The sequence below is a fragment of the Pseudomonas lini genome, from assembly GCF_964063345.1.
Lineage (GTDB): Bacteria > Pseudomonadota > Gammaproteobacteria > Pseudomonadales > Pseudomonadaceae > Aquipseudomonas > Aquipseudomonas lini_B.
In genome coordinates this window covers 350,902-365,582 of the sequence record NZ_OZ061318.1, presented here as the reverse complement: position 1 = coordinate 365,582, position 14,681 = coordinate 350,902, and the positions used below count along the sequence as shown (strand labels likewise).

10 protein-coding genes are annotated in these 14,681 nt (G+C 61.6%); all 10 read right to left on the bottom strand.

The features are described 5' to 3' along the window. Nucleotides 1-88: 88 nt before the first annotated feature. Nucleotides 89-685: a glutathione S-transferase gene (locus AB3226_RS01605; RefSeq protein WP_367371737.1), complete on the bottom strand. Its 597-nt coding sequence runs from the start codon at nt 683-685 to the stop codon at nt 89-91. After that, nucleotides 682-4,323, bottom strand: a complete 3,642-nt coding sequence (locus AB3226_RS01600; RefSeq protein WP_367371736.1) for an AAA family ATPase — start codon at nt 4,321-4,323, stop codon at nt 682-684. Before AB3226_RS01600 ends, AB3226_RS01605 begins: the two co-directional genes overlap by 4 nt. Next, nucleotides 4,320-5,564 carry an exonuclease SbcCD subunit D C-terminal domain-containing protein gene (locus AB3226_RS01595; RefSeq protein ID WP_367371735.1) on the bottom strand — a complete coding sequence of 415 codons (1,245 nt, stop codon included), beginning with the start codon at nt 5,562-5,564 and terminating at the stop codon, nt 4,320-4,322. The genes AB3226_RS01600 and AB3226_RS01595 overlap by 4 nt, the downstream gene beginning before the upstream one ends. A 260-nt stretch (nt 5,565-5,824) precedes the next feature. Further along, nucleotides 5,825-7,465: a BatD family protein gene (locus AB3226_RS01590; protein WP_367371734.1), complete on the bottom strand. Its 1,641-nt coding sequence runs from the start codon at nt 7,463-7,465 to the stop codon at nt 5,825-5,827. After that, complete coding sequence (locus AB3226_RS01585; RefSeq protein ID WP_367371733.1) at nt 7,462-9,198, bottom strand: tetratricopeptide repeat protein; 1,737 nt, start codon at nt 9,196-9,198, stop codon at nt 7,462-7,464. Before AB3226_RS01585 ends, AB3226_RS01590 begins: the two co-directional genes overlap by 4 nt. Beyond that, the gene (locus AB3226_RS01580; protein WP_367371732.1) at nt 9,195-10,274 is read right to left on the bottom strand and encodes a VWA domain-containing protein; all 1,080 of its coding nucleotides are present in this window, start codon (nt 10,272-10,274) and stop codon (nt 9,195-9,197) included. Before AB3226_RS01580 ends, AB3226_RS01585 begins: the two co-directional genes overlap by 4 nt. Further along, nucleotides 10,267-10,761: a DUF4381 domain-containing protein gene (locus AB3226_RS01575; RefSeq protein ID WP_038984065.1), complete on the bottom strand. Its 495-nt coding sequence runs from the start codon at nt 10,759-10,761 to the stop codon at nt 10,267-10,269. The genes AB3226_RS01580 and AB3226_RS01575 overlap by 8 nt, the downstream gene beginning before the upstream one ends. Next, nucleotides 10,758-11,702: a DUF58 domain-containing protein gene (locus AB3226_RS01570; protein ID WP_367371731.1), complete on the bottom strand. Its 945-nt coding sequence runs from the start codon at nt 11,700-11,702 to the stop codon at nt 10,758-10,760. Before AB3226_RS01570 ends, AB3226_RS01575 begins: the two co-directional genes overlap by 4 nt. Nucleotides 11,703-11,707: 5 nt before the next feature. Further along, a complete protein-coding gene (locus AB3226_RS01565; protein WP_007901181.1) occupies nt 11,708-12,667 on the bottom strand; it encodes a MoxR family ATPase in 960 nt (319 codons plus the stop codon). A gap of 1,296 nt (nt 12,668-13,963) precedes the next feature. After that, the gene (locus AB3226_RS01560; RefSeq protein ID WP_038984062.1) at nt 13,964-14,317 is read right to left on the bottom strand and encodes a hypothetical protein; all 354 of its coding nucleotides are present in this window, start codon (nt 14,315-14,317) and stop codon (nt 13,964-13,966) included. Nucleotides 14,318-14,681: the final 364 nt, after the last annotated feature.

Sequence of the window (14,681 nt, the reverse complement as noted above, 5' to 3'; positions counted from 1 at the left end):
TCATTGTTTTCAGACAGCCTTCATCAGCTGATCTACGACTGCTACGCAGCCGAGCGGGAGCAAGCTCCCTCGCCACAAGTGCGCGGTGTTATTTCTGCATCACACCGGTGAACAGGGCTGACTCGATGAAGTGCTGCAACCACGCCTGCAATCGCCCATAAGGCGTCTGCCCGAACCATTCGCGATTCACGTGGGCGAATTGCCGTACGAACGGCATCAGGGCGATATCCGCCAGGCTCGGGTGCCCGGCCAGCAAGTAGTCGCGTCCCTCCAGCAATTCATCCAGCTTGCGTAAGAACACCTCGCCCTCTGACCGGTAAAACTCCATCGGCTGCTCGGGATAACGCTCGGCGTACTTGTAGCGATTCAGGTGCACCTTGAACACTTGATCGTTCTCTTCGATCAACGCGGCGCTGCGTTGCTGTCCTTGCGGGTCATCCTTGAGCAACCAGTCCTGCGGATCGTTCTGCGCCAGTGCCCAGTGCATGATTTCCAAGCTCTCATCGATCACCCGCCCATCCACACTCAGCACCGGCACCGTGCCTTTGCTCGACAGTGCGAGCATTTCGGCAGGTTTGGCCTTGAGGCTGACCTCGACGATCTGCACCGCAACCCCCGAATACCGCAGGGCCATGCGTGCGCGCATGGCGTAGGGGCAGCGGCGGAACGAATACAGCGTATTCATTTCACCTCCAGCGTACTCAGGCCGTTGCCTTGACGGTGAACCTGAATCTGCACCGGAATCCGTTCATGCATTTCCTGCACGTGGGAAATCACCGCGACCTTGCGGCCCTGCGCTTGCAGACCGTCGAGGGCGTCCATGGCCAGTTGCAGGGATTCCGGATCGAGGCTGCCGAAGCCTTCGTCGATGAACAGCGATTCGATTTTCAGCGTGCTCGACGCCATCGACGCCAAACCGAGTGCCAAGGCCAACGACACCAGGAATGTCTCGCCACCGGACAGCGAATGCACCGAGCGCAGTTCATCGCCCATCTCGGTGTCCATCACCAATAACCCGAGCATGCTGCCGCCGCGCTTCAACCGATAACGCCGCACCAGTTGCCGCAACTGGACGTTGGCGTGATGCACCAGCAAATCGAGGTTGTAGGCCTGGGCGATTTTGCGGAAGGTATCGCCGGTGGCCGAACCGATCAGCGCATTTAAGCGTGCCCAGCGCTGGTACTCGGTGTAGGCGTCGGCAATCTGTTGCGCCAGTGCCTGATTGGCATTCTGTCGACGCTGATCCTCGGCTTGTTCGGCACGCAATTCGGCGCAACGATGTTCGCTGGCGGCGAACAGGTTTTGCAGCTCGGCCAGCGTCGTGGCCAATTGTTCTGCATCGAGATTGCCGTTGTGCTGCGCCTGATGATCGAGCAGGCGCTGATCGCGCTCCTGCAACAGCACTTTGGCTTGCTCGATGGCTTTTTCGCTCTGCTGCAAACGTTGACGCAGTTCGCTGACGTGTTGGTCGTTGACGCTCAACAGATCTTCCAGTCCACCGTCGTCCAGCTCTGGATGCTGCGCACGCCAGTCGGCGATCTTGCCGTTCAAATCACGGTCTTCGGTTTCCAGCGCCAGCAGGCGTTCTTGCTGAGCCTTGAGTTCGGCGGCCAGTTGCACCAACCGTGTGCGCACGGTTTGCAATTGCTGATTGGCCGTCGCTTCGGCAGTGCGCGCCTGCTCGACGGCCTGATCCAGTTGCTGCTGCCATTGTTCGGCGCTGGCATGTTCGCCCAACAGTTGCGTCAGTTTTTCCTGGCAAGCCTGTTGTTGCCCGGCCAGCGCCGTGAACTGTTGCTGCGCAGCTTCCTGTTGCTGGATGCGGGTCTGCTGTTGGTACTGTTCTTTGTCCAGCGTCTGCTGGCGCTGTTGCTGTTCGCTGAGTTCTTCGCGCTGCTGGTCGAGTTGTTGCAGACGCTGGGCGATCTGCCGGTCGAGCTGCATGAAGGTCGCGGCGGGTTCGTTGCGCAAGGCCTCGAGCGTGTCGGCTGGGAGCAGGGTGCTGAACGTCTTCAGTTCTTCGTCCAGACGATGGCGATCACTGCTCAATTCACGTTGTTGGTTGATCAGGTGCTGTGTTGCTTGCTGACTCGCCGCTTCGGCGCTGCGCAGTTGTTGCGCCAGGCGTGCGGCATCCTGTTGCAGGGTGAGCAGGGCGGTTTGCCGTTGTTCGTCCTGCGTGATGCTCTGGTTCAACTGGCTGCTTTGTTGGGTCAGCCAGGTATCGCGTTTACTTGCGTCCTGCGCCAATAGCTGCGCGGACAGCGGGTGCGCTTCCAGGCTTGGCGTCAGGCCTAGTTGCTGAGTCGCGAGCTGTTCTTGCTGTTGCAGCAATTCCTTTTGCTGAGCAATCAAACCGCCGACTTCGGCGCGCAGATCGGTGAGTTTTTCCTTGAGCAGGTCGACGGCTTTCTGAGCGTTGGCCTGTTCGCTTTCATCATGCCGGCCGAGGCTTTGCAGCAAGGCTTCGGGTTGATGATAGGGATGGTCCGGGCTGCCGCAAACCGGGCACGGCTGATCGTCCTGCAACTGCGCACGCAGTTCTTCGACGCTGGCACTGCGCGCCAGACGCTGACGCTCCAGCAGTTCGCGGGTGACGGTCAGGGTCTGTTCGGCGACGCTCAGCTCGGCCTTGGTCTTTACACCGTCCTGAGTCAAACGATCGCGGTCTTGTTGAGCGGAGAGTTGCCGCTGCTGAAGCTCGGTACCGCGCTTGTCCAGTTCCTGCTGGCTGGCCCACAGTCGCGTCAGCTCTTCAAAGGCCCGCAGTTGCTTGCGGTTGTCCTGCAGCAGGCTGCCGAGGATCTGAATCTGCTCGGCCACCGCTTCAGGCTCAGCGCCGGCCTCTTTGTACAGCACCTCAAGACTCTGGCGCTGTGTGGCCAGTTCCTCGGCGGCACGGGCGGCGCTTTGCTCCAGGGCGGCCAGTTCGGCCTGGCCCTTGTTCAGGCGATTACCGATCAGCATCAGTTGTTGCAGGCGATCGCGGTAGGCGTTCCAGGCATCGCTCAACGGCGCCAGATGAGTGCTTTGCTCAAGCTCACCGGCAATCCGCTGCAACCGTTCGGCAACCTGTTTTTGTTGGTCGAGCAAACCCTGAATCGTGCCCTGACCCTGAGTGCAGGCTTGTTCCGCCTGCTGCTTGAGGTCGGCACTGAGGCTGGCGTCCTTGACCAGACGGGCGAGGGTGTTTTGCTCTTCGAAGGCCTGACGCAGCAGGGGCGCGCTGGAGCTGTGTTGGCTTTGCGCTTGGGTCAGCGCCGTTTGGGCGGAGCTCAGGCTCTGTTCGAGTTGAGTCTGTCGCTCGGTCAGCTCGGTTTGCTGTTGCGTGTGCTGCTGAATCTCCGCCGCCAACGGCGTGAGCTGGGCGGTGAGTTCAGTCTTGCGTGCGAACTGATGCCGTTGCGGGGCCAGTTGCTCCAGGCGGGTCAGCTTCAAGCGCTCACCGGCCAGGCTGTTCCAGTGTTGCTGGGCGGAGTGCAGTTGCTCGGTGGCGCTTTGTTGCGCGTCCTGCACCTGGCGCAGTTCCTTGAGCCAAGTGTGTTGCAACTCCAACTGTTTGAGCTGCGCTTGCTGGGTCTTGAGTTGCTGTTGAGCGTCGTTGAAGCGCTCATCGAGTTCGGCCCGAGCTTCCGGCGACAGCGGCGTGACCCCAGTAGCCTGATCCTGCAGCAACTTATGGGCTTCGCGAGCTTCTTTGGTCTTGTCGAAAGCGCGGCGACCGAGACGGGTGTAGAGCGCGGTGTCGGTGAGCTTTTCCAGCAGTTCGCTGCGGTCGTTATCGTCAGCCTTGAGGAAGGCGCTGAACTCGCTCTGGGCCAGCATGACGGCGCGGGTGAACTGTTCGAAGTTCAGGCCCAGCGCGGCTTCGAGCTGAGCTTTGTATTCGCCTTTCTGGCTGGCCAGCAGTTGATCCTGATCGATGTCGCGCAGGCTCTGGCGACTGGCTTGCAGCTTGCCGCCGGCCTTTTCCCGGGCGCGATTGGCCTCCCAGCGAGCGCGATAGCGGCGTCCGTCGATGCCGACGAAATCCACTTCGGCATAGCCTTCGCCGGTGCCACGCCGCAGCAGGGTGCGCGGGTCGCCAGTACCGATTTCGCCATCGGCATCCGGGACCTTGGCGTCGCGGCCGGTGTTGTTCAGGCGCGGCACGGCACCAAACAGCGCCAGACACAGTGCATCAAGCAGCGTGCTTTTGCCGGCGCCGGTCGGCCCGGTAATCGCGAACAGGCCGGCACTGGCCAAGGGCTCAGCGGTGAAGTCGATTTCAAACGGCCCGGCCAGCGAGGCGAGGTTTTTCAGGCGGATCGCGAGAATTTTCATGGCTGTTCGCTCTCCATCTGCACGTCTTGCAACAGCTCGGCGAAGTCCTTGAGCGTTTGTTCGTCGACCTCGCTGCCGTAATTGTCCTGCCAGGCGCGGCTGAACAGTTCCTGGGGCGAAAGTTGATCGAGTTCGATCAAGGTTGTGCCGTCATCGACGCCGTCGCGGCTGCCATTGCCGGCGTATTCGGCAGCAATCCGCACCAGCCGCACGGCTTTGCCTTGCAACGCCGTCTCCACTTGATGGCGCAGGTCCGGTTGCGGTTCGTCGAGACGAACCCGCACTTCCAGCCACGGCTGACGCTGGATATCGGCGAGCAGGTCGATGTTGGGCAGGTCGGCCAGTTGCAGCAGGATCTCCGCCAACGGCGCGGAGCCGAGTCGTTGCAAGTGGACGGAACGCGGAATCAGACGCGGTTCGACGCTGACCAATGTTTCGCCATCGAGATGAATGTCGAGGATCTGATGCTGGTAATTGATCTCGGAGAACGACAACGGAATCGGCGAGCCGCAGTAGCGGATGCGCTCTTCACCGTTGACCTTCTGCGGCTTGTGCAAATGCCCGAGGGCGACATAGCTGATGCTCGGCCCGAACAGACTGGCAGGCAGGGCTTCGGCGTTGCCAATGATCAGGCTGCGCTCGGAATCTTCCGAAACCGAACCGCCAGCCATGTGCGCGTGGCTAATAGCGATCAGCGCCTGGCCCGGTTTGCGCTTGATATTCGCGGCTTCGATCAGCCATTCATGAACCTGGCCGATGCCGCGCAAATAGTTATCGCCCAAATGCGCACCGGTCACTTCGGCCGGGCGCAGGAACGGCAGCGCCAGGCACCAGGCGACAATTTCGCCGCTGGCATCAGGCAACGGCAGCAACAGGCGTTCGGCATCCAGTTGACCGTCATCGAGCCACAGCACGCGACCGAGGGCGTGAGTGCGCAAGCGCCGCATCAGCGGCGCGGGCAGTTCGATCCGTGAGCCGGAGTCGTGGTTGCCGGCGATCATCACGATGGTCAGCAAGGGCTGCTGTTCGTGGGCGCTGACGATGAAATCGTAGAGGCGTTCCTGGGCTTTGACCGGCGGGTTGACCGTGTCAAAGATATCGCCGGCGATCAGCAGCACATCGGGCTGATCCAGCTTCAACTGGCGCAGCAGCCAGTCAAGAAAACAGGCGTGCTCGAAATCGCGCTCCTGGCCATGCAGGTTCTGCCCAAGGTGCCAGTCGGAGGTGTGAAACAGACGCAAGGCGTACTCCGTAGGAAATAAGGTAATGGTCGCGAGGAAAATGACAGCGACTAAAGGGAGGAGAGTTTACTGGCAAACACATGGGATGGCGCGATGGATCTGATCGAACCGAAGACCTGTGGCGAGGGAGCTTGCTCCCGTTCGGCTGCGCAGCAGGCGCAAAATGGTTGAAGCGTTATGCCAGAAGAAACGAGTGATGTGGTTTTGGGGCCGCTTCGCAGCCCAGCGGGAGCAAGCTCCCTCGCCACAGGGTGCAGTGATTATTTCGGATAAAGCGGCGGCAAGCCGGTATCGCCAACCAGATCCTGAACCCCTTCGGCCGTCGGGATCGCACGAATTGCGCGCCAGAGATCTTCGCCCTGCCAGTACTGGCCGGTTTCGCTGTACAGCGCGCCGTTCAGACCATCGAGAGCATCCGACAACGGCACAAAACGCGCGGCCATGTCGGCCAGGGTTTCCGGTTGTTGCCGGGCCCAGGCGTCGAGGGCCTGGCGGGTGGCGTGGGAGTCGTTGGCCTGGCAGGTGCGTTTGAGGTCGTCGAGCAGGGTGCGCGGGCTCGGGCCGGTTTGCGCGGCACGCAGGATTGCCGGTTGCGAGCGGGCGCGCCACCAGAGGCCGAAGCCCAGCAGGGTGGTGCAGGCCAGAATCACAGTGCTGAGTTTCCACCACCAGAGGGCTTCGTTGTTGGCGCCGGACATGACCTGCAGGCTGCCCGCCGGTGTATCGACGATCAGGCTCGGATTGCTCGCCACTTGCAGCGTACGGGCCGGCAGGCTGCTGTGTTCCAGGTGATCCTCGAAGGTGTTCCACCAGACCACTTCAACACTCGGTAAATCAATGTTGCCAGTGCGGGTCGGCACCAGGGCTTCACGGTCCTCGCGACTGCCAATCAAGCCGCGTTCGCTGCTCTGGTTGCCCAGCACCGGTTGATCCGGGTAACGCCGCAGGCCGTTGATCTCGGTGGCGGGCAGCGGTGGCAATTGCGAACTGGCGAGGCCTTCGGCGTTCAGGGTCAGGCTGCGAGTCAGCGAGTCGCCGACCTGCAAATGGTCTGGTTCCGGGCTCCAGCTTTCGCTCAGGCTCAGGCTGCGGGCCGGCAGCCAGGGCACATCGGCCGGATACGTGCCGGGTTTGGCCTTGACCATCAGCGGGATCTCGGCAGATTTGACGCGCATCTGCTTGCCCGGTTTCGGCCCTTGTGGTGTTGCGTCCTGGGACGGCCGGGTATCGACCGGCGTGGCGCTGAACATCTGCGCCGGAATGGTCAATTCACCGCTGTGTTGTGGGTAGATCGCGTAGCGCATTTCGATCACGCCATGGCGCAATCCGTTGATGACTTTTTCGTAGGTGCGCGACTCGCCCAGCTGTTCGATGCGCGCATCGGGAATCTGCAACGGAGTCAGGCTGCTGTCGTCGTACAGCGACACCGAATGGTAGATGCGCAAGGTCAGGATCGCCTGAGCCTGCACATAGACACTGTTCTGGTCGAGACTGGCCTCGATGAACACCGGCGCCAGTGTGGTGCTGCTGTCCTGGGTTTCGCTCTCGATCACCTGCACGGTAATCGGCTGGCTCTGGACGTCGCCCAGTTGCAGCGACGGAATCACCACGCTGCCGTTTTGCCGGGGCAGCAGGGTGATGATCCAGCGCGTGGTCGCTTGGGTGTCGCCGTTGAGAGTGTTCAGTTGGTTGACCTGGCGGGTGCCGCGTACTTCGAACAGCGGCTCCAGCGGGGTCAGGTCGGGTTTGCCGAACTGGGTCACGTCGCTGGTTTCCAGGGTCAGTTCAACCGTCTCACCGGAATTCAGGCGACTGCGATCGACGCTGGCGACCAGCTCCGCAGCCTGGGCCTGAACGGTGCAGAGCAGCAGGGCGAGCAAAAAGGCGGTGAAGCGGGTCATCGAGTTTTTTCCTGATCCTGATGTTGTTGCTGTTCGTACCAGAATTTGCGTCTGAGCAGTTCGCCGGGGTCATCCGGGATCTTGCGCAGCCATTGCTCCAGCGCCTGGCGCTGTTCGCCTTCGATCATGTCGCTAGCTGGGTGGCGTGGTGGCGTGGTGCTTTGCTCATCGCCCAACTCGCTGCCCGGGACTTCATTGGCGCCCGGTTGCGGTGGCGTCGTGGGCGGCTGCTCGGCGTCCGGCGTGGTTTGCTCGGCGTCGGTTTTCGGCTCGCCATTGCTGGGTTGGGTGGCGCTGCCCGGCGGCGGTTCCTGGGTGATGGTTTCGGTTTTGCCATCGGCGGTTTTGTCCGGCTCGACGGGCGGCGTTGAGGCCTTCTGTTTGAGCAGACTTTCCACCAGTGCCTTGTTGGTCAGGGCCGGGCGCAGATCCGGTTGACGCTCCAGCGCTTGATCATAAGCATCCAGCGCCGCTTCCAGCTCACCGCTTTTGGCCAGGGCGTTGCCACGATTGTAGTGGGCGTGGGCGTCATTGCTTTCGGCAAACCGCTGAGCGGCGCCACTGTAGTCGCCGGCTTCATAAAGCGCCACGCCTTGCCATTGAGCATTTTCAAAATGCTGCGCAGCCTCGGCCGGGCGCTTTTGTTTGAGCAAGTGCAGGCCCTGCTGATCGGGACGCAGCCACAGGTCTTCGAAATCGAAGGCGTAACTTGGTTGCGGCAGCAGGAACAGCAGCGGCAGGCAGAACAGCCAGCCGCGGCGCCCGGCACAAGCGGCCAGCAATAACAGTGGCAGCAGCAGCCAGTAACCCTGATCGGCCCAAGTGTCGAGACGCAGCGTCTGGCCGTCGTTGCGCAGATCCCGTGGGCCGTCGAGCAGGCCGAGGCCGCGCAGGTCGGCATCGTCCAGACGCGCCTGGCGGTAACGTCCACCCAGCCCGTTGGCAAAGGCCTTCAGGCTGGGGCCGTCCAGACGCGGCACCAGAATTGCGCCCAAGTCATCCTTGAGGAAACTGCCGTCGTCCTGTGCGACCGGCGCACCTTCGGCGGTACCGATACCGAGCATCAGAAATTGCGTGGACTTGTCGTCCAGCGCCTGACGAATCCCTTGGCGCTCCTGTTCTGTCAGCGACGAACCGATCAGCAGGATCCGACCCTGGCCGAGGGCGCCCTGATCCAACAACGCAAGGGCCTTGGCCACCGCCAGATCGGCACGATGACCGGCCTGGGGCATCAGCGACGGCTTGAGCGCATCCAGCAGGTTGCGGCTGGTCGACAGGTCGTCCGACAGCGGCACCAAGGTGTGGGCGCTGCCGGCGTAGACGATGATTGCGGTCTGCGCATCGCTACGGTTTTGCAGCAGGTCGAACAGCTTGCGCCGGGCTTGCTCCAGCCTGTTCGGCACAATGTCGGTGGCGAGCATTTCCGGGGTCAGCTCAAGCAACACCACCAGCGGGTCGGCGGGTTTCTGGCTGGTTTGTTCGACGCGCTGCCAGCTCGGCCCCAGCAGGGCCAGCACGGTCAGCACCCAGGCCAGACCCAGGGCGACCCATGGCAGTTTGCTCTCGCGACCGCTGCCACCACTGAGCAACGCGGCATGGAAGGCGGGGGGCAGAATCATTTGCCAGCGACCGGCGCGTTTCTGCCGATGCCAGAGTTGCCAGAGCAACCAGCCCAGCAGCGGCAACAACAGCAGCCACCAGGGACGGAACCAGTGCGGCCAGAGCGCAATCATCGACGCCTCCGCAGACGCAGGCGTTTGAGTCGCTGACGCCAGTCGGGCAGTTGCGATGGCAGAAACCGCTCTTTGGTAAACAACCGTTGCAACGGGTTGTCCGGCCAGCGCTCGCGGATCACCAGCAGCATGCTCAACAGCAGCGCCATCGCCAAAGGCCAGTGATACAACGCTTGGGCCGGGCGGGCTTGGGTGGGTTGTTGAGTCACGGGTTCCAGTTGGTCGAGGGTGCGCTTGATCGCCTGCAATTCCTCGCCGTCGTGGGCGCGGAAGTATTGGCCACCGGTGGCTTGGGCGATGGCTTTCAAGGCCGGTTCGTCGAGGTCCAGGCTCGGGTTGATGCCCAGAAATCCCAGGGTGCCGCTTTGCTCCGGGTCGGCGCCGATACCGATCGGGTAGATTTTCACGCCTTCGTTGGCCGCCAGTCGTGCGGCGGTCAGCGGGTCAATCTCGCCGCCGTTGTTGGCGCCATCGGTGACCAGAATCAGCACACGGCTTTGTGCCGGGCGTTGACGCAGGCGTTTGAGGGCCAGGCCGATGGCATCGCCGATGGCGGTGTTCTTGCCGGCGATGCCGATTCGCGCTTCGTCGAGCCACACGCGCACGGTGTGCCGATCGAAGGTCAGTGGCGATTGCAGATAGGCCTGGCTGCCGAACAGGATCAACCCGACCCGGTCGCCATCGCGACTTTCAAGAAAATCACCGAACAAATGCTGCACCAGCGACAGTCGGCTGACGCCTTCGTCCTGCCACTGCATGTCGGGGAAATCCATGGAGCCGGACACGTCCACCGCCACCAGCAGATCGCGGCCACTGGCGGCAACCGGCAGGGGGTCGCCGAGCCATTGCGGGCGCGCGGCGGCGATCAGCAATAGCAGCCACAGCAAAATGAACGGTGCTTGCTGACGCCACGCTGGCAGATTCGCCCGGGCGCGGCGGCGAGCGAGGCCTTCGAGGTCACTGAGGAAGCTGACTTTGAGCGCAGGTTCGCCACTGTCGGCCACCGGCAACAGCACCCGCATCAGCCACGGTAGTGGCAGCAGGGCGAAGATCCACGGCCAGGCGAACTCAAACATGTTTGCGAATCCAGGTGTCGACGGCTTGAGTCAGGCCGGCGATGGCTTTGTCGTCGAGTTTGCATTCGGGTTTGTAGGCGCCTTCCACCAGCACCATCCAGCGCGTGAGGCCGGCGGCCGGGCAGCGGTTATCGAGGAATGCCAGCCATTTGCGCCCGTTAAGGGTGTGGCTCTGGCTGTAGGGGTAATGGTTGCGGCACAAGCGTTTGAGCAACCCGTTGAGTTGCTGTAGCCAGGCACCGGCCGGGGCGCCGTCATAGGGCTTGGGCATCCGGGCGAGTTCGGCCAGCGCCGCGAGACGCACAGGGTCCAGCGGTTGTTCGGCGCGGACGACAGGGCGCTTGTTCGGAATGAAACGGCGCAACTGCCACAGGCCGAAACCGATCAATGGCAGCAATAACAGCAGTAGCCACCAGCCCGGCGCCGGCGGCCAGAAGCCGATCGGTGGCGGGGAAATCAGCGGTTGCAGTTGATCGAGGCTGCTCATCGACCTTTCCCCGGACGCTGCGGGTTCAGGTATTCGCGCAGTTGCTCGACCATTTCGCTTTGGGTGCTCAAAGGCATCAGCAATACCCGCAGTTTCTGCGCCAGCAGCTCCCAGCGAGCGATGCGCGCTTCCGCTTGTGCGCGATACGCCTGGCGCAAGTCGTAATTCAACGTGTCGAGTTCCAGCTGCGCCCCCCGTTCCGCGAAGCGTAAAAGCCCGGCGGCGGGCAGGGCGTGATCCAGCGGATCGGACACGGGCAGCAGCAACAGGTCGCAATGGCGTGACAACAGGCTCAACTGCTGCTCGGCACCGTCGGACAAGGCGCGTTCGTCGCAGATCACGATCACCAGGCTGCCAGGGCGCAACACTTCACGGGCGCGGCGCAAGGCAATGCCGAAGGCGTCGCGGTCGGGTTCGCGTTCGGTGTGCAGCGACTGATTAACCCGTACCAGTCGGTTGAGCAATTGCAGCAGGCTCTGTTTACTGCGTCGCGGCTTGATCTCGTAGTGTTCGTTGTCGCCGAACACCAGCCCGCCGACTCGGTCGTTGTGGCCCAGTGCGGCCCAGCCAATCAGGCTGGCGGCCTGGGCGGCGAGCACCGACTTGAACATCAGCCCCGAGCCGAAAAACAGCCGGCAGCTCTGTTCGACCATGATGAAAATCGGTCGCTCGCGTTCTTCGTGGAACAGCTTGGTGTGGGGTTCCTGGGTTCGGGCGGTGACGCGCCAGTCGATGCTTCGCACGTCATCACCGGCCTGATAGACCCGCACCTGATCGAAGTCCACCCCGCGCCCGCGCAGTTTTGAGTGGTGCAGGCCGATCAGCGGGCTGCGCTGGCTCGGCGTGGAAAACAACTGCACTTCACGCACGCGATGACGCATCTTGATCAGCTCGGAAAGACTGATGCGGATGCCCGGCTCGGGCGGCAGGAGGGCGTTCATCGGGGTCAAGCGACGGCTACGACGTCGAGAATCCGCTGGACCACCCGGTCCTGGTCGATGCCAGCGGCTTCGGCTTCAAAGGAAAGAATGATGCGGTGGCGCAACACATCGAACAACACCGCCTGAATGTCTTCCGGGCTGACGAAGTCGCGACCGGCGAGCCAGGCGTGGGCCCGGGCGCAACGGTCCAGGGCAATGGAGCCACGGGGGCTGGCGCCGTAGGCGATCCATTCGGCCATTTCCGGGTCGAATTTGGCCGGGGTGCGTGTGGCCATGACCAGTTGCACCAGGTATTCCTCCACGGCGTCGGCCATGTACAACCCGAGGATTTCCTTGCGCGCGGCGAAGATCGCCTGCTGGCTGACCCGGCGCTCGGGCTTGGTTTCGCCATGCAGCGCTTCGCCACGGGCCTGTTGCAGAATCCGGCGCTCGACGGCGGCGTCAGGGAAGCCGATTTTCACGTGCATCAGGAAACGGTCGAGCTGGGCTTCGGGCAGTGGGTAGGTGCCTTCCTGCTCGATGGGGTTTTGCGTGGCCATGACCAGAAACAGCGGCGACAGGTCGTAGGTGCTGCGCCCGACGCTGACCTGGCGTTCGCCCATGGCTTCGAGCAGGGCCGACTGAACCTTGGCCGGGGCACGGTTGATTTCGTCCGCCAGCACCAGATTGTGGAAAATCGGGCCTTGCTGGAACACGAAGCTGCCGGTTTCCGGGCGATAGATTTCCGTGCCGGTGATGTCGGCCGGCAGCAGGTCGGGGGTGAACTGGATGCGATGGAACTGGGCTTCGATGCCTTCGGCGAGTTCTTTGATGGCTTTGGTCTTGGCCAGCCCCGGGGCGCCCTCGACCAGCATGTGGCCGTCGGCGAGCAAGGCGATGAGCAAGCGCTCGATGAGTTTTTCCTGGCCGAGAATCTGCGTTGAAAGAAAGGTTCGCAGCGCGAGCAGCGCTTCACGATGTTCCATCGATGACTGTTCCTGGAAAGGGTGACCGAAGACGTTCGAATAACGCCAGGGCTGGGGGCGTTACTTTAATCCATCGCGGGGGGCGGCGACTAACGGCATTTTGTGCAAAGTGCGGGAATTGATGGGCGAAATTGTTGGAAATTTGTAGGCCGGGTCGGGCGGTGGCTGTTCTGGCCTCATCGCGGGCAAGCCCGGCTCCCACAGGTATCAGCGGTGTGCTTGCAATCTTTGCAGCACATCAGAGCCTGTGGGAGTGCAGGAATTGAGGGGCAAAATTGTTGGATATTCCAAGGTGGGTCGGGCGGTGGCTGTTCTGGCCTCATCGCGGGCAAGCCCGGCTCCAACAGGTTTCAGCGGTGTGCTTGCAATCTTTGCAACACATCAGACCCTGTGGGAGTGCAGGAATTGAGGGGCAAAATTGTTGGATATTCCAAGGTTGGGTCGGGCGGTGGCTGTTCTGGCCTCATCGCGGGCAAGCCCGGCTCCCACAGGTTTCAGTGGTGTGCTTGCAATCTTTGCAACACATCAGACCCTGTGGGAGTGCAGGAATTAAGGGGCAAAATTGTTGGATATTCCAAGGTTGGGTCGGGCGGTGGCTGTTCTGGCCTCATCGCGGGCAAGCCCGGCTCCCACAGGTTTCAGCGGTGTGCTTGCAATCTTTGCAACACATCAGAGCCTGTGGGAGTGCAGGAATTGAGGGGCAAAATTGTTGGATATTCCAAGGTTGGGTCGGGCGGTGGCTGTTCTGGCCTCATCGCGGGCAAGCCCGGCTCCCTCAAGTTTCAGTGGTGTGCTTGCAATCTTTGCAACACATCAGACCCTGTGGGAGTGCAGGAATTAAGGGGCAAAATTGTTGGATATTCCAAGGTTGGGTCGGGCGGTGGCTGTTCTGGCCTCATCGCGGGCAAGCCCGGCTCCCACAGGTTTCAGCGGTGTGCTTGCAATCTTTGCAACACATCAGAGCCTGTGGGAGTGCAGGAATTGAGGGGCAAAATTGTTGGATATTCCAAGGTTGGGTCGGGCGGTGGGTGTTCTGGCCTCATCGCGGGCAAGCCCGGCTCCCACAGGTTTCAGCGGTGTGCTTGCAATCTTTGCAACACATCAGAGCCTGTGGGAGTGCAGGAATTGAGGGGCAAAATTGTTGGATATTCCAAGGTTGGGTCGGGCGGTGGCTGTTCTGGCCTCATCGCGGGCAAGCCCGGCTCCCACAGGTTTCAGCGGTGTGCTTGCAATCTTTGCAACACATCAGACCCTGTGGGAGCGGGCTTGCCCGCGATGAGGCCCGCCCGAACACCATCAGAGCTGGCTGATGTAAGTTCCCGTGCCTTTAAGGATGTTCTGCAAGGTTTCTTCCACTTCAGCCAAATCCTGCGCATCGGTGCTGTGCAGAATTTCCAGCGAATCTTCGCCATCGAGCACATCGGCGTCCGCGGCGGCGATTTCGATCAGCAGGCGGTCAGGGCTGAGAGTGACTTTCACCCCGTTGAGGGCCGAAGGCTTGTCGTGGAAGATGATCTCCAGCTCATCCTCGTCCGGAAAGCGGCTCATCAGGAACATTTCGCCCTCGGCGCTGTTGCAGCAGAGCATGGCCAAGTTGTCTTCTTCTTCGTCGCACGGGTTGACGATCAAGAGGTCAGTTGTCATTTGCATGGGAAAATCCTGGCTCGGCGAGCGTGGTGAACGTAACAAAAGGCAATTCTGCCAGCCCCGGGGAATTTCTGCTCGGCTGAGTGTCAGAAGATGTGACGTGAACATCCGGAGCATCCTCAGTCATTTTTGGCACGAGGGTGCGGTAAAGCCGGGCATAAAGTGCCTATTTTTCCGCATGACTGCTAGTGTTGTTCGAGGCATGGACCGCCGTTTACGTGCCGATGACCGAATATGTCGCAGCGCTGCAAGCACGGCCCTTGCTGCACTCGTTAAGCTGCGCATCGAATGGATACCCGTAAAGGCATTGTGTAATTCATTGTACAGTCGCTTTTGCCGATACCCATTCAGGAAGGTGAATGTGACC

What these genes read in the sequence shown, in the direction of transcription:
- AB3226_RS01575 (WP_038984065.1), bottom strand. Translation starts at nt 10,761, where the DNA reads ATGAGCAGCCTCGATCAACTGCAACCGCTGATTTCCCCGCCACCGATC.
- AB3226_RS01600 (WP_367371736.1), bottom strand. Translation starts at nt 4,323, where the DNA reads ATGAAAATTCTCGCGATCCGCCTGAAAAACCTCGCCTCGCTGGCCGGG.
- AB3226_RS01605 (WP_367371737.1), bottom strand. Translation starts at nt 685, where the DNA reads ATGAATACGCTGTATTCGTTCCGCCGCTGCCCCTACGCCATGCGCGCA.
- AB3226_RS01565 (WP_007901181.1), bottom strand. Translation starts at nt 12,667, where the DNA reads ATGGAACATCGTGAAGCGCTGCTCGCGCTGCGAACCTTTCTTTCAACG.
- AB3226_RS01560 (WP_038984062.1), bottom strand. Translation starts at nt 14,317, where the DNA reads ATGCAAATGACAACTGACCTCTTGATCGTCAACCCGTGCGACGAAGAA.
- AB3226_RS01585 (WP_367371733.1), bottom strand. Translation starts at nt 9,198, where the DNA reads ATGATTGCGCTCTGGCCGCACTGGTTCCGTCCCTGGTGGCTGCTGTTG.
- AB3226_RS01580 (WP_367371732.1), bottom strand. Translation starts at nt 10,274, where the DNA reads ATGTTTGAGTTCGCCTGGCCGTGGATCTTCGCCCTGCTGCCACTACCG.
- AB3226_RS01590 (WP_367371734.1), bottom strand. Translation starts at nt 7,465, where the DNA reads ATGACCCGCTTCACCGCCTTTTTGCTCGCCCTGCTGCTCTGCACCGTT.
- AB3226_RS01570 (WP_367371731.1), bottom strand. Translation starts at nt 11,702, where the DNA reads ATGAACGCCCTCCTGCCGCCCGAGCCGGGCATCCGCATCAGTCTTTCC.